17 protein-coding genes are annotated in these 19,130 nt (G+C 36.1%); all 17 read left to right on the top strand.

Annotated elements, in window-relative coordinates:
- The first annotated feature begins 2 nt into the window (after positions 1-2).
- The 17 genes from pilW (at position 3) to era (ending at position 19,124) form a co-directional block, all read left to right on the top strand.
- Complete coding sequence (gene pilW / locus LU301_RS07840) at positions 3-827, top strand: type IV pilus biogenesis/stability protein PilW (RefSeq protein ID WP_305274023.1); 825 nt, start codon at positions 3-5, stop codon at positions 825-827.
- Positions 818-1,615, top strand: coding sequence for a helix-turn-helix domain-containing protein (locus tag LU301_RS07835; RefSeq protein ID WP_305269490.1), 798 nt, complete (start codon positions 818-820; stop codon positions 1,613-1,615). The genes pilW and LU301_RS07835 overlap by 10 nt, the downstream gene beginning before the upstream one ends.
- Before the next feature lie 147 nt (positions 1,616-1,762).
- A complete protein-coding gene (gene ispG / locus LU301_RS07830; RefSeq protein ID WP_305269486.1) occupies positions 1,763-2,878 on the top strand; it encodes a flavodoxin-dependent (E)-4-hydroxy-3-methylbut-2-enyl-diphosphate synthase in 1,116 nt (371 codons plus the stop codon).
- 34 nt (positions 2,879-2,912) lie between these two features.
- A complete protein-coding gene (locus tag LU301_RS07825; protein WP_305269483.1) occupies positions 2,913-3,803 on the top strand; it encodes a cation efflux transmembrane domain-containing protein in 891 nt (296 codons plus the stop codon).
- Positions 3,804-3,862: 59 nt separating this feature from the next.
- Positions 3,863-4,753: a hypothetical protein gene (locus LU301_RS07820; RefSeq protein ID WP_305269482.1), complete on the top strand. Its 891-nt coding sequence runs from the start codon at positions 3,863-3,865 to the stop codon at positions 4,751-4,753.
- A gap of 24 nt (positions 4,754-4,777) precedes the next feature.
- The gene (hisS, locus tag LU301_RS07815) at positions 4,778-6,067 is read left to right on the top strand and encodes a histidine--tRNA ligase (RefSeq protein ID WP_305269479.1); all 1,290 of its coding nucleotides are present in this window, start codon (positions 4,778-4,780) and stop codon (positions 6,065-6,067) included.
- 132 nt (positions 6,068-6,199) lie between these two features.
- On the top strand, positions 6,200-6,934 hold the full coding sequence (locus tag LU301_RS07810) for a YfgM family protein (RefSeq protein WP_305269475.1): 735 nt from the start codon (positions 6,200-6,202) through the stop codon (positions 6,932-6,934).
- A gap of 11 nt (positions 6,935-6,945) precedes the next feature.
- Positions 6,946-8,091 carry an outer membrane protein assembly factor BamB gene (bamB, locus tag LU301_RS07805; protein WP_305274021.1) on the top strand — a complete coding sequence of 382 codons (1,146 nt, stop codon included), beginning with the start codon at positions 6,946-6,948 and terminating at the stop codon, positions 8,089-8,091.
- 3 nt (positions 8,092-8,094) lie between these two features.
- The gene (gene der, locus LU301_RS07800) at positions 8,095-9,507 is read left to right on the top strand and encodes a ribosome biogenesis GTPase Der (RefSeq protein ID WP_305269472.1); all 1,413 of its coding nucleotides are present in this window, start codon (positions 8,095-8,097) and stop codon (positions 9,505-9,507) included.
- Positions 9,508-9,887: 380 nt separating this feature from the next.
- Entirely contained in the window at positions 9,888-10,709 is an 822-nt protein-coding gene (locus LU301_RS07795) for a hypothetical protein (RefSeq protein WP_305269466.1), read from the top strand.
- Between the two features lie 18 nt (positions 10,710-10,727).
- Positions 10,728-11,546, top strand: a complete 819-nt coding sequence (locus LU301_RS07790; protein WP_305269462.1) for a TatD family hydrolase — start codon at positions 10,728-10,730, stop codon at positions 11,544-11,546.
- A 105-nt stretch (positions 11,547-11,651) separates the two neighbouring features.
- Positions 11,652-14,096, top strand: a complete 2,445-nt coding sequence (lon, locus tag LU301_RS07785) for an endopeptidase La (protein WP_305269459.1) — start codon at positions 11,652-11,654, stop codon at positions 14,094-14,096.
- Between the two features lie 180 nt (positions 14,097-14,276).
- Complete coding sequence (gene lepA / locus LU301_RS07780; RefSeq protein WP_305269456.1) at positions 14,277-16,097, top strand: translation elongation factor 4; 1,821 nt, start codon at positions 14,277-14,279, stop codon at positions 16,095-16,097.
- Between the two features lie 11 nt (positions 16,098-16,108).
- Complete coding sequence (gene lepB, locus LU301_RS07775) at positions 16,109-17,017, top strand: signal peptidase I (RefSeq protein WP_305269452.1); 909 nt, start codon at positions 16,109-16,111, stop codon at positions 17,015-17,017.
- A gap of 30 nt (positions 17,018-17,047) precedes the next feature.
- Positions 17,048-17,416, top strand: a complete 369-nt coding sequence (locus LU301_RS07770) for a DUF4845 domain-containing protein (RefSeq protein WP_305269449.1) — start codon at positions 17,048-17,050, stop codon at positions 17,414-17,416.
- Between the two features lie 19 nt (positions 17,417-17,435).
- Positions 17,436-18,101, top strand: a complete 666-nt coding sequence (gene rnc, locus LU301_RS07765; RefSeq protein ID WP_305274019.1) for a ribonuclease III — start codon at positions 17,436-17,438, stop codon at positions 18,099-18,101.
- Positions 18,102-18,128: 27 nt separating this feature from the next.
- On the top strand, positions 18,129-19,124 hold the full coding sequence (era, locus tag LU301_RS07760) for a GTPase Era (protein WP_305269445.1): 996 nt from the start codon (positions 18,129-18,131) through the stop codon (positions 19,122-19,124).
- Positions 19,125-19,130: the final 6 nt, after the last annotated feature.

The following is a 19,130-nucleotide window of genomic DNA, read 5'->3' as shown; positions in this document are numbered from 1 at the left end:
TGATGCAACAAAAGTGGTTGAGTTTTATGCTTATTGCTACAATAAGTTCAATTGGACTGGTTGGCTGTGAAACAACAACAGTAATAGGTGCACCTGTACAAAAGGAAGTGAAGAAAGACCCTGAACGTGCAATCCAAACACGCACACAATTGGCTGCTGAATATATCCGTTCTGGTGATTTAGATGCGGCAAAACGCTCACTTGATCAGGCATTACAAATTAACTCACGCAGTGCTGAAGCAAATATGATGATGGGGGTATTGTTGCAAACAGAGGGTAGTCCAACAAATATCGCCAAAGCTGAACAATATTATCGTACTGCGGTAAGTGCTGACCCTAAAAATGCACGCATTCGTCTTAATTATGGTACATATTTATTTATGATTAAAAAATATGCCGCTGCGATTGAAAATTTAAAAATTGCGGGAACAACATTGGGTTATGAACAACGTGCGGTAGCTTTAGAAAATTTAGGTATGGTATATTTGGCATTAAATGATTTAAATAATGCCGAGCAAGCATTTAAGCAATCGATACAAGCAGACCGTTCGGGTTCTCCTGCTGCATATTTTGAGTTGGCTGAAATTTTTTATTTAAAGAAAGATTTTAACAGTGCGGCAGCTGCTTATGAGCAATTTTCACGCCGTGTAGGTAAGGAACAATTAAATTCTCGTGCATTGTGGATTGAGTTGCGTATTGCACGTGCTTTTAATGATAAAACCAAAGTACAAATTTTAGCAAATCAAATGCGTGCATTATATCCTGATAGTGTCGAATATCAACGTTATTTAAAACTTAAAGATAGTTCAGAGGTCGTATGGAAGTAACTCCAAATTCAGCTCCAATGCCTGATTCAACAGAACCGAAAATCCAACAACCTGGTGAATATTTGGCGAAAATTCGTAAAAGTAAAAAGTTAGATTTGGCTCAAGTTGCAAAAGATTTGACCATTCCTGTGAAAACTTTAACAGCTTTAGAGCAAGGTGATTATCAACATTTGCCAGAAGCAACTTTTATTAAGGGGTTTTATCGTGCTTATGCCACTTATTTGCAAGTCGATGCAGATGAGGTGGTTTCAAGTTTTGACCGTGTTTATACTGCTCATACTGGGCGTGCTACGGTACAAAAACTAACAGATTCTCCTGTGCAAATGAAAGGTAAGTTGGCAAGCCCTAAAAATCCAATTGCAATGGATTGGAAGAAATGGTTGGGCTATGCGATTGCTTTATTAATTGTATTAGGTATTATGACAGTAATTGTTAAATCAGTGTCATCTAAAAAACAAAATGCCAATACAGATAATGCACAAATTGAAGTGATTGATTTAAATACAGGTACAACAACACGTGGTACTACTCAAGTAAATGCGGTAGAGATGAGTGGAGAAAAGTTGTATTTATCATTTACACGTCCAACTTCAGTGCATATTGAAGATGCAAAAGGTAAAGTATTAGCAACTGGTCGTCAAAGTAATAGTTTAGAATTGACTGGTCAAGCTCCATTCCGTGTTCGTATTGATGATGCGACTGTGGCGACTTTACGTTTGAATGATGAAAATATTGATTTATCAAAACGTATGGTCAATGGTAAAGTTGATTTCCGTTTAGCACGCTAATGGCTGATAACGTATTTTAAATATGCTGATGTAATTCTTGATGTATGGTAACTTATTGATTTTATAGAGTTATTGTAGATTTGTGCATCAAGATGTTAATCATATTTATTTTATTTTACACTTTGAACAAAAATAGGTCTTATTGTTATGATTCATAATCCAATCGTTCGCCGTAAAACACGAAAAATTCGTGTCGGTTCAGTCTATGTCGGTGGCGATGCCCCTATTTCTGTGCAAAGTATGACCAATACTGAAACCTGTGATGTTGATGCAACAGTGGCTCAAATTGAGCGTTGTGTCAATGCAGGTGCAGATATGATGCGTGTTTCCGTACCAAGTATGGAAGCTGCTCAAGCCTTTGGTGAAATTCGTAAACGTGTAAATGTCCCATTAATTGCAGATATTCATTTTGACTATAAAATTGCCTTAGCAGTGGCAGATTATGGTGCAGATTGTTTGCGGATTAACCCTGGTAATATTGGTTCTGATGAAAAAGTACGAGAAGTGGTCGCAGCGGCACGTCATCATGGAATTTCTATGCGTATTGGCGTGAATGCTGGTTCATTGGAAAAAGATTTACAAAAAAAATATGGTGAGCCAACTGGCGAAGCCTTGTTAGAATCTGCCTTACGTCATATTGATATTTTAGATAAGTTAAATTTCCATGAATATAAAATCAGCGTTAAAGCATCAAATGTATTTTTAACGTTAGATGCTTATCGCTTGCTTTCCGCCCAAGTGGATTGTCCGTTGCATTTGGGGGTAACTGAAGCGGGGATTTATCGTACAGGAACGGTAAAATCAGCAATTGCATTGGGTGGTTTATTACTCGATGGCATTGGCGATACCATGCGAATTTCATTGGCTGCCGAACCTGAAGAAGAAATTAAAATTGGTTTTGATATTTTAAAATCGTTGAGCCTACGTTCTAATGGTATTAACTTTATCGCCTGTCCAAGCTGTAGCCGTCAAGAATTTAACGTGATTAAAGTCATGCAAATGTTGGAAGAGCGTCTTGAAGATGTGCGTACGCCAATGGACGTGTCGGTGATTGGTTGTAAAGTGAATGGACCGGGAGAAGCCAAAGAAGCGGATATTGGTGTGGTGGGGGCAATGCCACGTTCGCTAGTGTATCGTAATGGTGAAAAAAGTCATTTGATTGATACCAATCGTTTGGTTGATGAAATTGAAGCGATGGTACGTCAGCGTGTTAAAGATACGGAAGAGGCGAAAGCCAAAGAAATTATTCGTGTTGGTGGGTGATTGATTTGATGATTTTTGTTGAAGGTAATATTAAATGAGTTGTCAAAAAAATTCATCTTGTTGTGGGTGTAGTTCAGAAACTGTTCAAGCAACAGAAGAAATAAATAAATCAACTTTGCTTGGACAAGAATTATATAAAACTGTGTATCATTTGGCAAAAATGGATTGTTCTGCTGAAGAACACATGGTAAGAATGGTTTTGGCTGATTTAATATATATTCAAGATGTACAATTCAATTTAGCACAACGACAAGTAACAGTCTGGCATAAACTAAATAATATTGATGAAATATCATTAAAATTAGATAGTTTACAATATAATATGACCTTATTGGACAGTTCTCTACAGGTTTATCAAGCTGATACAAAAAATGATGAGCAATCACAAAAGAAGATTTTAAAAATCCTGTTGATGATTAACTTTACGTTATTTTTATTGGAATTGATGACAGGGTTATGGGCAAAATCTACGGGTTTATTAGGTGATGCCTTAGATATGTTAGCTGATGCTTTGGTTTATGGTATTGCTTTATATGCGGTAGGAAAATCTTTAGCCTTACAAAAACAAGCAAGTAAAATTGCTGGATTTACGCAATTAACTTTAGCAATATTACTGTTGATTGATATTATTCGCCGTTATTGGTTTGGTTCAGAGCCAATATCATTTTTGATGATTACGATGAGTTGTATTGCTTTGATTGGTAATGTGATTTGTTTGTATTTAGTTGCTCAACGCCAAAATGATGGTGTACACATGAAAGCAAGTTATATTTTTTCTGCAAATGATGTGTTGATTAACTGTGGAGTGATTGTTGCTGGTTTAGCTGTATGGTATTTTAAATCACCATTACCTGATTTATTGATTGGTATGGCTATAGTCACCATTATTATAAATGGTTCAAGAAAAATCTTAAGTTTAAAGTAAAAATTAAACTTAGGGCTAAAATATGTTGTGCAGATAGATGGTTATTAGAGAGTGTTGTAATGATGATGAATATTAAAAAAATCTCGTTAATTTTAGGTATTACAATGGCTTTCTATGGCTGTTCATCAAACACGCAAAATAGTCCATCAGCCCAAGATGTACCTAAAGATGATGTGAATACACAAGCCATTATTAAACAGCTAAGCCCTTATTTTTCTTGGGATTTAAAAGCTGGTGGAGAAGAAGATGCCCCTGCCTTTTTAGGGCGTGTGGTGATGGAAAATCGTTGTTTATTGATTAAACATGATGATGGTCGATATTCAATTCCTGTATTTCCTGATAGCATTACCAGTTGGAATGAGCAAAAGCAAATTTTAACAGTATATAATGATGAATATCGTTTAGGTGATTATATTTTTAGCAATTATCTGCGTCATGAACCTTATTCAGTGAAAAAACAACATCAATTTATCAAACAAGCTCAATCACAATGTTTACAAGAAGGGCGAAATATTGTCTATTTGGGTACGATGTTTAGTAAAAAACTCGCCGTGCCACAAGGTCAATATTTTGCTTATCCTTTTGAAGATAAAGGCGAACCAGAAATTCAACCTGCAGGTTGGACAAAACTGGAAAATAAAAATGGTTGTTTAGGTTTAAGTGATACGGATTTAACGGTTTTCCCAAGTGGTGTAACACATTGGAATGCAGAAAAACAAGTCTTGGTGATTCGTGAACAGGAATTTAAAGTTGGCGATTGGATTTTTTCCAATGGTTTTGATGAGGTCACTTATGATGAAAAAAATCCATTTGAATTTGCACAAATTGCCGAGCCACATTGTTTAAAAGATGGTATGACCTTGCGTGTATTAAGAACGCAAATTAGTAAACCAAGTCCTAAAGAAATGAAAGAGTTAGATAAACACTATCAAGAACAGTTATCTAAATAAATGAGTATTGAAGAGAGATAAAAGATGAGTACCATTACATCAATCAAAGGTTTTAACGATATTTTACCAAGTCAAACAATGGCTTGGCGAAAGTTAGAACAAGTGTTAGCTGAACTAATGGATAGTTATGGCTATCAACAAATCCGTTTACCGATTGTGGAGCAAACAGGTTTATTTGCTCGTGCGATTGGCGATGCGACTGACATTGTCGAAAAAGAAATGTACACTTTTTTGGATAAAAGTACCCCGCCAGATAGTTTGACCTTACGTCCAGAAGGGACGGCAGGTTGTGTGCGTGCGATGCTGGAGCATAATTTATTGCGTGGGGCAACGCCACGAGTGTGGTATGTGGGACCTATGTTCCGCTATGAAAAACCGCAAAAAGGACGTTATCGTCAATTTCATCAATTTGGTGTGGAAACTTTTGGCGTGGCAACGCCTGATATTGATGCAGAAGTGATTTTAATGACGGCTCGTTTGTGGAAACGTATGGGCGTGGCGGATAAAGTGCAATTAGAGTTGAATACGCTTGGTGAAATCCATGAGCGTAAGGCTTATCGTGATGCTTTGGTGAATTATCTCACTGAATTTAAAGCAGATTTAGATGAAGATAGCCAACGTCGTTTAACCACCAATCCATTACGTATTTTAGATAGTAAAATCGAAAAAACGCAACAGATTTTGCAAAATGCACCAAAATTACATGACTTTTTACAAGAAGAAAGTCTTAATCATTTCAATCAGTTGCAAGAGTATTTACGTCAAGCAGGTGTTGAGTTTATCATCAATCAAAAATTGGTGCGTGGTTTAGATTATTATAATAAAACCGTGTTTGAATGGACAACAACGCATCTCGGTTCACAAGGTACAGTATGTGCAGGTGGACGTTATGATGGTTTAGTCGGACAATTAAAAGGTAAAGCTGACCAATCTGTGCCAGCCTTTGGTTTTGCAATGGGTATGGAACGTTTATTATTGTTACTTGAGCAACAATTAAACGATGAACAGCAAAGTGAATGCGATGTGTTTTTAGTAGCAGAACCTGCTTATCAAGCTCAAGCCTTGGTTTTGGCGGAGCAGTTGCGTGATGATTTTGATACGCAAGGACAAAAAATCCGTCTGAAAACAGGTTCGCAAGGCAGTTTAAAAAGCCAAATGAAAAAAGCCGACCAGTCAGGCGCAAAATTTGCCTTGATTTTAGGTGAACGTGAATGGCAATCTCAACAGATTTTGGTGAAAAATTTGCAAAATGGTGAGCAAACTTTGATAGATATTGTACAATTAGCAGATTCTTTATACCATCATCTAAATTAAAGTGGATTTTTTGAAACTTTGTACAGAGAAATAACCAAAACTACATATTGTTGTTGTTATTTCTCTTTTATAATAATGGCGATGATTGAATGATATTTTGATCAAAAAGTGATAATAAAATTTGAGGTTGCGATGAGTAGTGAAGCACAACAAATTGAAACAATTCGTAATTTTATGAAAAGTTATGGTGTGTTAATTGTAGGTGGTATTTTTGCCACAGTAGTCGGTGTGGGGGGCTGGAGCTATTGGCAACAACAGAAAAGTGCAGAGTATGAACGTAGTACAGCAACTGTTCAGCAATTAATGAATGATACGCAACAAGCGGATGTAACAACTGCATTATCGGGTTTTGCAGGTACAGCAGATAAAATTACACAAGAAGCGCCTGATTCTGCACAGGCGATTCTGGCACAACTTGTGATTGCTGATCAAGCTTATCAACGTGAAGATTATGCATCAGCAGAAAAAGCATTGTTACAAGTTGATTCATCAAAAGTAGATGATGAAGGTTTGGTGGCAATTGTACATTTACGTTTAGCAAATGTGCAAGTGGCTCAAGATAAGTTAGATGATGCTTTAGCAACATTGGCTAAAGTCAAAACAGAAGCATTTACATCAACGGTTGAAGAGCGTAAAGGCGATATTTATGTGGCAAAAAAAGACACTGAATCTGCTCAAAAAGCATATCAAACTGCTTGGGATAGTTTGTTGAAACGTGAAGAAGATAGTGCTATTTTGCGTATGAAATTGGAAAGTGTAGGGGTACAAGTTGATGAACCGAATTTCCCACAGCCAATTTTAACTGCAACAATGGAAACTCCTGTTAGTGTAAATGCTGAAACTCAATTAACAGCAGAGAAGGAATAATGATGAAATATATGGTTAAAAAACGCACTTTATTGGCGATGGTCTTAGCGAGTTTAACCCTCACAGCTTGCGGTAAAAATGATACAGTTAAGGTTGATAATAAACCTGCAAAATTGGTTAAATTAGAACAGCAACAAAAGCAATTATCATTAATTGCTGATTATAATGTATCGGCAGTACATAAAGCTCAAGCCTTGCGTTTACGTATTGAATCTGAGCAAGGGATTGATTTTGTGATTAATCCTAAGGGTATTGTAACCGCTTATAAAGGTAAATCACGTTTATGGGAAACTAAAGTGAGTAAACGTGGTTTATCAGCAGGTGTTGAAGTTGCTGAAGGTGTGGTTGCGGTTGCCAATTTAAAAGGTGAATTATTTGCGTTAGATGCAAGCAATGGTCAAATCCTATGGCGTGCTGAATTGGGGTCATCAGTTTTAGCACCATCACTCATTCAAATGGGACGTGTCATTACTATTACCAATGATGGTACTGTTTATGCACATGATGTGAAGTCAGGACAACAATTATGGGCATATAAATTACCACATAATCAATTTGGCTTGCGTGGACAAGCTGCACCAATTTCGGCTGATGGGCGTAGTGTTGTAGTAACAGGCAGTAATGGTCATATTGTGGTCATTGATGGTGTAAGTGGTATGGCAATGATTCAACGCCGTGTTGCTGTAAGTGATGGACGTTCAGAAATTAACCGTGTCATTGATATTGATGGCGAACCACTTTTAATTGGTTCATTATTAATAACAACAAGTTATCAAGGGCAATTAACAGTAACTGATTTAAATCAGCAACGTACTTTATGGTCAGAAGACGTAAGTAGTAATCAATCTCCAGCAAGTGATAATGAAAAAGTTTATGTTAGTCGTAGCAATGGTTATTTAACGGCGTATGATTTGGTATCTGGTCGTGTGATTTGGTCAAATGAACAATTGGCAAATCGTAAATTAAGTAATCCTGTTTTGCTTGATGGATATATTATTGTAGGCGATTTAGAAGGGGTGTTACATATAGTAAATCCTGAAAGTGGCGATATTATAGGACGTGCTAAGACTAAGGGTGGGGTCAGCTATTTATATGTTGATGATAATCGACTTTATGCTTCAACTCATAAAGGCGAATTTAGTGTTTGGAAATTTTAATATATGAAACCTGTAATTGCTTTGATTGGACGACCAAATGTCGGAAAATCAACCTTATTTAACCAAATTACTAAAAGCCGTGATGCGTTGGTTGCTGATTTTGCAGGCTTAACCCGAGACCGTAAATATGGCGATGCGACTTATGAAAATAAGTCATTTATTGTTGTGGATACGGGTGGTATTGGCGAAAGTGAAAACGGCATTGATGCATATATGGCGGAGCAGTCAAAAACAGCGATTCATGAAGCAGATATTGTGATTTTTGTGGTCGATGCTCGTGCGGGCTTATTGGCATCGGATGAACAAATTGCTCGAGAATTGCGTACATTAGGCAAAAAAGTGTTTTTGGTTGCCAATAAAGTCGATGGTGTACACGCTGAAGCGGCAACAGTTGAGTTTTTTAAACTCGGTTTTGGCGAACCAATTCATGTCGCAGCCAGTCATGGGCGTGGCGTTGCACAAATGTTGGAAGAAGTGCTGGCGGATATTCCTGAAGATGAAAATCTTGATGAATTAGAACAAGATACAGGCTTACGCTTAGCAATTATTGGTCGTCCAAATGTGGGTAAATCGACTTTAGTCAATCGCTTATTGGGTGAAGAGCGTGTAGTCGTGTTTGATATGGCAGGTACAACACGAGATTCAATTTATATTCCTTATGAACGCAATGAGCGTAAATATACCTTGATTGATACCGCAGGTGTTCGCCGTAAAGGTAAGGTTGATGATACGATTGAGAAATTTTCGATTGTCAAAACTTTACAAGCAATTAAAGATGCTCATGTCGTTGTTGTCGTTGTTGATGCTCGTGAGGGTATTGTTGAGCAAGATTTACACTTAATCGGTTATGCTTTGGAAGCAGGACGTGCAATTGTGATTGCCATCAACAAGTGGGACGGTATGGACGAATATGCTCGCCGTTTAGTGAAAGAAGCAGTTGAAACACGTTTTGACTTTATTCCATGGGCGAAAATTCACTTAATTTCCGCTTTACATGGCACGGGTGTGGGCGATTTATATCCATCAATTCATCGTGCATATGCGTCTGCGACTTTAAAAGTAACACCAGCAAAATTAACGCAAATTCTTAAAGATGCAACAGATAATCACCCGCCACCAAAAGTGGCAGGACGTATGATTAAAATGCGTTATGCACACATGGGCGGACAAAATCCACCAACCATTGTGATTCATGGTAATAAAGTGGATAAAACGCCTGCTGATTATCGCCGTTACTTGGAAAATGTGTTCCGTAAAGTGTATAAACTGGAAGGTACACCCGTAAAAATCGACTTTAAAACTTCGGAAAATCCATTTGAAGGGCGTAAATCGCAAGTGGATGAAAAAGTTGCGGCTCGCCGTAGAAGATATATTCAGAAGTTTAAAAAGGCGGAAAAGAAATTTAAGCGTGGCTAAATTAAAAATGTGGATAATTGAGTAAATTATCCACATTTTAGTTGTATATTTAGTTTTTTATGATAAAAGAGCATTAATAAAAACATCGATATGATATTGCATATGTTGATTGGTAGGAATAATTATTTTTTCTGTTTAGTGAATATGATTTATCCCTGCATTATTAAGATAATCGGCTTAACTAAGAGAATGTTACTTGAGTTTTTTATTGTATCAAACTTACTAAGTATAGGTTAAATAAAATAATAAAGCTAATACGAATAATTTATCTTTTGCTTTATAAAAAAGCAAATTCATCTCATAATTTTAAATTAAACACTTGATAAATTTATAGGTTTACATTAATATGCTCGTTAAGCAAAGTTAAAGTTATATAGAAAATGATGAACAATTATTTGTCATATTGGTTAAAAGTAGTGCCAATGTGTGTATTGTTGGCTCATTTAACAGCTTGCCAAGATGATTCAAAGCTGAGCGTGGAACAGCAAGCCGAATTAGAGCGTACTTTAGCACCGTTGAATATCAAAATTCAAGCGGCAGATTATGCTATGCCTTTTTGTGAAAAAAAAGACTGTTTGAATATGAGTATTCAAAGTGTGAGTACACAAAATGATGATGTCAATCAATGGATTGCTCGTAGTCAAGGTTATGTCATTCAGCAACAAATTGGTTTAAATCAAAATTTGACTTTGCAAGAATCAGTTGATGCTTATGTGAAGAAATCTGATGCGTGGCGTGCAGAAGATAAGAAAAATAAAGCGTTTAATTTGCAAATGGCAACACGTATTGCTTTACAAAGACAAAATTATGTCTTGATTCAACTCATGGTGCATAGCCAACAAGGTTCACAAGTGGTTGATAATCAAGTCTATTATTTTGTGTTTGATCGAAAGCAAAATAAAGGTTTAAAGTTGTTGGATATTTTAAAAGATGACCATCAACATCGTTTACATGAAATTATTCAAACTTATTATAAAGAGTGGCGTGAAAAACAAAGTGCTAAAATAAAAGCTCAATTACCCGATGTTCTATATTGGGGGCAAGCGGATTGGTTTTTTGATCAAGGTGGTATAGGTTTACATTATCGTAAAGGGCAAATTAGTGCTGATGCACCGATATTTGATATTTATTTAACACCAGAGCAAGGTAAGGCAATGGTGAAAGAAGATATTTACAAAATTTTATTTCCACATTTATCCTAAAAAATCAATGGATAGATGATGATGTTACCATTATTTGATACGCATACACATTTTGATGTAGAAGATTTTGCGAATGATCGTTTGCAATTATCTCAACAGGCAAAAGTAAATGGGGTGGAAAAACTGATTTTAATCGGTCTAATGCAAAGTCGATTTGCTGATTTATTGCATACACATCAACAAATGCAACACTGGCATGATGTACCCCAAAGTTATCTTGCACCGGGTTTACACCCGATTTATATTGAGCAACATCAAACACAACATCTTAATGATTTAGAGCAATTTTTAATACAGTATGATTGTATTGCGATAGGTGAAATTGGTTTAGATCGTTTTTTAGATGAGCATAAAACCACTGAAATGCAGCATCGACAACGAATGTTTTTTCAGGCACAAATTGAGTTAGCACAGCAGTTTGATTTACCTATCTTGTTACATATTCGTAAAGCACATGCGGATGTTTTACAAATATTGAAACAGCATAAATTTCAAGCTGGCGGTATTGCCCATGCGTTTAGTGGTGGTGTAGAAGAAGCAAAAGCCTTTATTAAAATGGGTTTTAAGCTCGGCATTACAGGGCAAATCACTAATCCTAATGCGAAAAAGCTACTTCAAGTCGTGAAAGCTGTAGGTGTTGAACATTTAGTGATAGAAACAGATTGTCCCGATATGACGCCCTTATGTTGTCAAATTGTAGGGCAACGTACACGTAATACACCAGCAAATTTGCCTTATGTATTACAAGGCTTAGCACAGGTGCTGAATCGTTCGGTTGATGATATTGCACCACAAATTTGGCAAAATAGTTTGCAGTCCTTACATTTAGATAGTTAAATTATGTAATTTTTTCATTTTAGCCCTTGTAATTTTGAGATTATCCATCATTATATGTATATTAAGTTGATTACAACCTGCTAAAACCAACAGAGAGATAATATTATGTCTGATCTTACACATGAAGAGAGTCAAAATTCCCCAGAGTTACCAGAAGTGTTGCCACTTTTGGCATTGCGTGATGTTGTGGTTTATCCGCATATGCAAATTGCTCTATTTGTTGGTCGTGAAAAGTCTATTAACGCCGTAGAAAAAGCACGTAGTCAGGATAATTTAGTGCTTGTAGTAAGTCAAAAAGATTCATTAAATGAAACAATTGATGTTCATAATTTTTACCAATATGGAACGATTGCTCGTATTATCCAAGTGGTGAATCATGAGCAGGAAGATGGCTGTATTAAGGTTTTAATTGAAGGTTTACATCGTGTTAAATTAGAAAAAGTGAATGAAGATGAAAGCCATTTCAATGCAACTTATACGCTTGCACCAATGACGGTAGATTTGAGTGCAAAACAAGAAAAAATGCACATTGATAGTTTGCGTAAATCATTTGCTCGTTATGCAGAAAGTAAACTTAAAAATAGTCGTGAATTAATTAATGCTTTATCACGTTTTAGCCATATTTTGCAATCCGTTTATTTTGTGGCGACACGTGTACCATTATCGGTGGAAACTAAACAAGAATTTTTAGAGCAAGATAATATTGTTGCACATATTGATACTTTAAGTAATTTCTTAATGGAACAATTTGTAGAGCAACAACTTGAAGATGAAATTCAAGATAAAGCCAAAAAGCAAATTGATAAAAATCAACGTGAATACTTCTTAAATGAAAAATTAAAAGTGATTCAACGTGAATTGTCTGGTTTGGAAGATGGTGAAGAGGATGATATCGATTTAACACGACGTTTAGAAGAAGCTGATTTACCGCAAGAAGTGCGTAAAAAAGCGGAAAGTGAGTTGCGTAAATTGAAAATGATGCCTTCATCATCTAGTGAAGCATCAGTGGTGCGTACTTATTTGGAAACTATTTTAGAAACGCCGTGGAATAAAGCGAGTAAAGTGAGTATTCAACTTGCTAAAGCAGAAGATATTTTAAATCAAGACCATTATGGTTTAGATGAAGTTAAACAACGTATTTTGGAATATTTAGCTGTTCAATCACGTGTGAAAAAAATCAAAGGTCCAGTTTTATGTTTGGTTGGACCACCTGGAGTAGGTAAAACGAGTTTGGGTGAATCAATTGCTAAAGCAACAGGGCGTGAATTTGTGCGTATGGCTTTAGGTGGCGTACGTGATGAAGCGGAAATTCGTGGACATCGCCGTACTTATATTGGGGCAATGCCGGGTAAGATTGTACAATCATTAAGTAAAGTTGGCGTGAAAAATCCATTATTTTTACTTGATGAGATTGATAAAATGGCACAAGATTATCGTGGTGATCCAGCATCGGCATTATTGGAAGTGCTTGATCCATCACAAAATCATAAGTTTAATGACCATTATTTAGACTTAGATTTAGATTTATCTGAAGTAATGTTTGTGTGTACGGCAAATAGTATGAATATTCCTGAAGCCTTACTTGACCGTATGGAAGTGATTCGTTTGTCAGGTTATACTGAAGATGAAAAAGTGAATATTGCTGAGCGTTATTTAGTTCCTCGTGCTATCAAAGATAATGGTTTGCGTGAGCGAGAATTAAATATTGAAAGTGAAGCGTTACGAGATATTGTTCGCCGTTATACACGTGAAGCGGGTGTGCGTAATTTACAACGTGAAATTTCTAAGATTTCTCGTAAAGTAGTGAAAGAAGCAGTATTGAAAAAATCAAAAAATCTTGAGGTCGTTATTAATAAAGAAAATTTAGATGATTATTTAGGAGTTTACAAATTTGATTATGGTCAGGCTGAACAAAAAGCACAAGTGGGTCGTGTGAATGGTTTAGCTTGGACATCAGTGGGTGGTGAATTATTAACCATTGAATCAGCGATTATGTCTGGTAAGGGTAATTTTGTAACCACTGGTTCGTTGGGCGATGTGATGCAAGAATCAATTAAAGCTGCAATGACTGTAGTTCGTACTCGTGCAAAAGAATTAGGTATTGAAGCTAGCCGTTTTGCAGAGACAGATGTTCATGTGCATTTACCTGAAGGAGCAACACCGAAAGATGGTCCATCAGCAGGTTTAGCTTTAACAGTTGCTTTAGTGTCAGCATTTACCAATATTCCAATTCGTGCAGATATTGCTATGACAGGTGAAACGACATTGGCAGGTCGTGCATTGCGTATTGGTGGTTTAAAAGAGAAATTATTGGCAGCACATCGTGGTGGTATTAAATTAGTATTTATCCCTGAAGAAAATGTACGTGATTTAGATGACATTCCACAAAATGTGAAAGATGGTTTGGATATTAAAGCGGTGCATAGTATCGATGATATTTTACCATTGGCACTAACTAAAAAGCCAAAACCTTTAGCAGAAACAAGCACTAAAGTTAAAGTGAAAAAAACTTTAACAGGCGAGAAAAAGCAAGAAAATCGTGTAAGCTAAATTGGTATTTGGTATAAAGAAAAAAGCTAGGACATTGTTCTAGCTTTTTTTGTTGATGATATGAAAATGTACATACTCGTTATATGAAAAATGTGTTAGAATAAGAATTTATTCACCTTCAGTGTAAAGTTTTAAGTATTCTTTTATGTGTATGATGACACATATGGTTTGGGTTTATCTATGGCAATCGCTAAAAAATCAGTAAATATCAATAATATACGCAACTTTTCGATTATTGCTCATATTGACCATGGCAAATCAACACTTGCCGACCGTTTTATTCAAACGTGTGGTGGTTTGCAAGACCGTGAAATGCAAGAGCAAGTGCTTGATTCAATGGATTTAGAGCGTGAGCGTGGTATTACCATTAAAGCGGCATCAGTAACGCTGTATTATACGCACCCAAATGGACAAGAATATCAACTGAATTTTATTGATACACCGGGGCATGTGGATTTTTCTTATGAAGTATCTCGTTCGTTAGCGGCTTGTGAAGGAGCGTTATTGGTCGTTGATGCCGCTCAAGGGGTAGAGGCTCAATCGGTTGCTAACTGCTATACTGCGATTGAACAAAATTTAGAAGTTTTACCTGTTTTAAATAAAATTGATTTACCACAAGCCGAACCTGAACGTGTCATTCAAGAAATTGAAGATATTATCGGTATTGAAGCGACTGATGCACCAACCTGTTCGGCAAAAACAGGGTTGGGTATTGAAGGCGTTTTAGAACGTCTTGTTGATGTTATTCCCGCACCACAAGGCGACCGTGATGCACCATTACAAGCCTTAATTATCGATTCTTGGTTTGATAACTATTTGGGCGTGGTGTCGTTAGTGCGTATCAAACATGGTCGTATTCGTAAAGGTGATAAAATGTTGGTAAAATCGACAGGGCAAACCCATCCTGTAACATCAGTTGGGGTCTTTAATCCTAAACATACTGAAACTGATATGCTTGAAGCAGGTGAAGTTGGTTTTGTGATTGCGGGCATTAAAGATATTTTTGGAGCCCCAGTGGGTGATACTATTACCTTAGCAAGCACACCTGAAGTAGAAGCACTTGAAGGTTTTAAAAAGGTTAAACCACAAGTTTATGCAGGTTTATTCCCAATTGATGCGAGTGATTTTGAGCCATTCCGTGAAGCACTACAAAAATTACAAATCAATGATTCAGCATTATTTTTTGAACCTGAAAGTTCTGACGCTTTAGGTTTTGGTTTCCGTTGTGGTTTCTTAGGTATGCTCCACATGGAAATCGTGCAGGAACGTCTTGAACGTGAATACGATTTAGATTTAATCACCTCTGCTCCAACGGTAGTGTATGAAGCAGTAACTAAAAAAGGTGATACCATTTATATCGATAGTCCATCAAAAATGCCTGAAGGTGGTACAGTAGAAGATTTGCGTGAACCAATTGCTGAATGTCATATTCTTGTGCCACAAGATTATTTAGGTAATGTGATGACGCTGTGTATCGAAAGACGTGGAGTGCAAAAAGACATGAAATTTTTGAGTAATCAAGTTTCATTGACTTTTGAAATACCAATGGCTGAAGTGGTGATGGATTTTTTTGACCGTTTAAAATCATGCTCTCGTGGTTTTGCATCGCTTGATTATAGTTTTGCACGTTTTGAAAGCTCAAGTCTAGTTAAAGTAGATGTATTAATTAATGGTGAAAAAGTAGATGCTTTAGCCATGATTTGCCATCGTAATGATGCTCGTCATCGTGGTATTGCTCTAGTAGAAAAAATGAAAGATTTGATTCCACGTCAAATGTTTGATGTAGCAATTCAAGCAGCGATTGGCTCACAAATTATCGCACGTTCAACGGTAAAAGCCATGCGTAAAAATGTATTGGCAAAATGTTATGGTGGTGATGTGAGCCGTAAGAAAAAATTATTGGCTAAACAGAAAGAAGGTAAAAAACGCATGAAACAAGTGGGTAGCGTAGAAATTCCACAAGAAGCGTTTTTAGCTGTACTTCAAGTTGATAAGAAATAGGGCGGTTGATGATGGATTTTGATTTTAATTTAATACTTGTGCCTGCTACACTGGTTTTCTTTTTATTGTGGTTACTCGATAAACTGGTACTAAAACAACGTGAAAAGAAAGGACGTGGCAATGAGAATTTTATCATTGCTTGGGCATATGATTTTTGGCCTGTATTGGCGGTGGTATTATTTGTACGTTCATTTTTATATGAGCCGTTCAATATTCCATCAGAATCGATGATGCCGAATTTAGAAGTGGGTGATTTTATTCTTGTCAATAAATTTGATTATGGTATACGTTTACCATTGGTGCATACAAAAGTTATTCCAGTTGGTGAGCCTAAAGCAGGTGATGTGGCAGTATTTCGTTATCCTGAAAATCCAAAACAAAGCTATATTAAACGTGTTATTGCTGTGTCTGGTGATACAGTAAAAATTGAAAATGGTGTGATTTCAGTTAATGGTCAAACCTATAGTCAAACACAAGTAGAACAAAAAAATATTGTTTTTACAGAACAAGATAAAAATAATCAGGTATTGGATATTGCAATGGCTGGTGGGTTATATCATGAGCAAATTGGTGATAAGCAACACATCATTCAACAAGTTTCTACTGAACAAACTGATGAACAAGCAAAGGCCTATTTGCAATTTAGAGATGAAGTTTCTCAACAAGTTATGCAACAACGTCAAGCTTTTCAACGTTCAGCAATTGTTGCAGGTTTTCCAAGTTTAGTGCAAACAGTTGAATTTACTGTACCTGAAGGGCATTATTTTGTTATGGGTGATAATCGTGATCAAAGTGCCGACAGTCGTTTTTGGGGATTTGTTCCTGAACAAAATTTAATAGGTCGTGCTTTTTATGTGTGGATGCATAAAGATGCAGGATTTAAATTGCCTACACTTGAACGTAATGGTAAAATTAATTAACTTTTATTCTTTCAACAGGAATTTTATATAATGCGTAAATTTCAACAAGGTTCAGCATCAGGTATCATGGCGATGGTCATTTTATTCTGTTTAGCTTTAAAAATTGGTGCTGCCTTATTTCCAGCATTTCTTGATGATCGTATGATTAATCAACAAATTCAGGAATTGGTGACTGCAAGTAACCAACAAACTATTCCACAAAAGTTTATATCAGACTTAGATAATCGTCTATCAATGAATAATATCCGTGATTTGAAAGCTAGTGACATTATGAAAGTTACTCAAACAGGTCAAGGAATTCAAGTACATAAAAACTATGAAATTCGTGCACCTTTTGTTATGAATGTTGATTTTGCTGTAAAGTTTGAGAAAAAATTTGACAAAAGTACAGCACAATAAGTTACATATCCAGCGTCTGATGGGACGTTTAGGATATGAATTTAAAGACCTAGCTTTATTACAGCGTGCTTTGACTCATCGTTCAGTCAATAGTCGTAATTATGAACGTCTGGAGTTTTTAGGTGATTCATTGTTAAGTGTTATTATTGCACAACAACTATATGAACAATATCCTAATGAAAATGAAGGACGTTTAACACGTATGCGTGCAACTTTAGTACGTCAAGAGACTTTAGGTAAAATTGCTAAAGATTTACAGTTAAGTCAATATTTAATTTTAAGTGTGGGAGAGCTTAAATCAGGCGGTCATAATCGAGAATCAATTTTGGCAGATGTGGTAGAGGCCATTATTGCAGCGATTTATTTAGATAGTCAAGATTTCATATTAGTTCAAAATATTGTATTAAAATGGTATCAAGCTTATCTAAAAGATTTAGCTGAACCTGAGCAACTTAAAGATCCTAAAACACGTTTACAAGAGTATTTACAGGGTCAGCGTAAAGCATTACCTGTTTATGAAGTGTTACATATTGAAGGTGATGCACCCAAACAAGTATTTACTGTACAATGTTATGTTACTGATTTGCCAATATGTACAGCAACAGGTAGCAGTCGTCGTTTTGCTGAACAAAATGCAGCAAGTGAAATATTACAAATATTAGGTTTAATGCCTAAATTATCCTAAATGAGCAAGATAAAGTTGAGTTAAGTCATGGAACAATCTACACATCAATCATCAATCATTGATGATTTTTTTAAATCTGAAACAGAACAAATTCCACAAAACTTTCGTAGCGGTTTTGTTGCTATTGTAGGTCGTCCTAATGTGGGGAAATCGACCTTAATGAATCATTTATTGGGTCAAAAACTTTCTATTACATCACGTAAACCGCAAACAACACGTCATAAAATTGTAGGGATTGATAGCCGTGAAACTATGCAAGCGGTTTATGTTGATACTCCGGGTATGCATAAAAAAGAAGTGCGTGCGATTAATAAAATGATGAATAAAGCAGCAACTTCTGCATTGCGTGATGTTAATCTTGTATTATTTGTGATTGATGGGCAAAAATGGACACAGAATGATGATTTAGTTTTAGAAAAATTAAAATATGCGGATATGCCTGTAATTTTGGTAATTAATAAAATTGATACTTTAGGAGATAAAAAATCATTATTGCCTTTAATTCAAGAGCGTATCAAATTGATGAATTTTGCAGAAGTGATTCCTGTTTCAGCATTACGCCATCATAATTTAGAACATTTGCGTGATACCATTGAGCAATATTTGCCATTTTCTCCACCATTGTATTCAACTGAACAAATTACCGACCGTTCAGAGCGTTTTTTAGCTAGTGAAATGATTCGTGAAAAAATTATGCGTCAATTAGGTGAAGAATTACCGTATGATTTGACGGTACAAATTGAAACCTTTAAAACTGAAGAAGCAGAGGTTAATGAAAAAACTGGCAAAATCAAACCACCGTGTACTTATATTGATGCAACTATTTATGTTGAACGTATTGGGCAAAAAGCGATTGTGATTGGCGAAAAAGGCAAAAAACTTAAACAGATTGGTATCGAAGCACGTGCGGATATGGAAAAAATGTTTGAACAAAAAGTTATGCTTTCTCTTTGGGTAAAAGTTAAAGATGGTTGGTCTGATGACGAGCGTGCTTTAAAAAGTTTGGGTTATAGTGATATTTAATCGTAG

The organism is Moraxella sp. ZY210820, from assembly GCF_030674635.1.
Taxonomy (GTDB): domain Bacteria; phylum Pseudomonadota; class Gammaproteobacteria; order Pseudomonadales; family Moraxellaceae; genus Acinetobacter.
The sequence above is the reverse complement of the archived record's forward strand: the minus strand, read 5'-3'. Positions and strand labels throughout refer to the sequence as shown.

Bases quoted from the DNA above. Each gene is read 5' to 3' on its own strand.
- pilW (WP_305274023.1), top strand. From the start codon at position 3: ATGCAACAAAAGTGGTTGAGTTTTATGCTTATTGCTACAATAAGTTCA.
- LU301_RS07835 (WP_305269490.1), top strand. From the start codon at position 818: ATGGAAGTAACTCCAAATTCAGCTCCAATGCCTGATTCAACAGAACCG.
- ispG (WP_305269486.1), top strand. From the start codon at position 1,763: ATGATTCATAATCCAATCGTTCGCCGTAAAACACGAAAAATTCGTGTC.
- LU301_RS07825 (WP_305269483.1), top strand. From the start codon at position 2,913: ATGAGTTGTCAAAAAAATTCATCTTGTTGTGGGTGTAGTTCAGAAACT.
- LU301_RS07820 (WP_305269482.1), top strand. From the start codon at position 3,863: ATGATGATGAATATTAAAAAAATCTCGTTAATTTTAGGTATTACAATG.
- hisS (WP_305269479.1), top strand. From the start codon at position 4,778: ATGAGTACCATTACATCAATCAAAGGTTTTAACGATATTTTACCAAGT.
- LU301_RS07810 (WP_305269475.1), top strand. From the start codon at position 6,200: ATGAGTAGTGAAGCACAACAAATTGAAACAATTCGTAATTTTATGAAA.
- bamB (WP_305274021.1), top strand. From the start codon at position 6,946: ATGGTTAAAAAACGCACTTTATTGGCGATGGTCTTAGCGAGTTTAACC.
- der (WP_305269472.1), top strand. From the start codon at position 8,095: ATGAAACCTGTAATTGCTTTGATTGGACGACCAAATGTCGGAAAATCA.
- LU301_RS07795 (WP_305269466.1), top strand. From the start codon at position 9,888: ATGATGAACAATTATTTGTCATATTGGTTAAAAGTAGTGCCAATGTGT.
- LU301_RS07790 (WP_305269462.1), top strand. From the start codon at position 10,728: ATGATGTTACCATTATTTGATACGCATACACATTTTGATGTAGAAGAT.
- lon (WP_305269459.1), top strand. From the start codon at position 11,652: ATGTCTGATCTTACACATGAAGAGAGTCAAAATTCCCCAGAGTTACCA.
- lepA (WP_305269456.1), top strand. From the start codon at position 14,277: ATGGCAATCGCTAAAAAATCAGTAAATATCAATAATATACGCAACTTT.
- lepB (WP_305269452.1), top strand. From the start codon at position 16,109: ATGGATTTTGATTTTAATTTAATACTTGTGCCTGCTACACTGGTTTTC.
- LU301_RS07770 (WP_305269449.1), top strand. From the start codon at position 17,048: ATGCGTAAATTTCAACAAGGTTCAGCATCAGGTATCATGGCGATGGTC.
- rnc (WP_305274019.1), top strand. From the start codon at position 17,436: ATGGGACGTTTAGGATATGAATTTAAAGACCTAGCTTTATTACAGCGT.
- era (WP_305269445.1), top strand. From the start codon at position 18,129: ATGGAACAATCTACACATCAATCATCAATCATTGATGATTTTTTTAAA.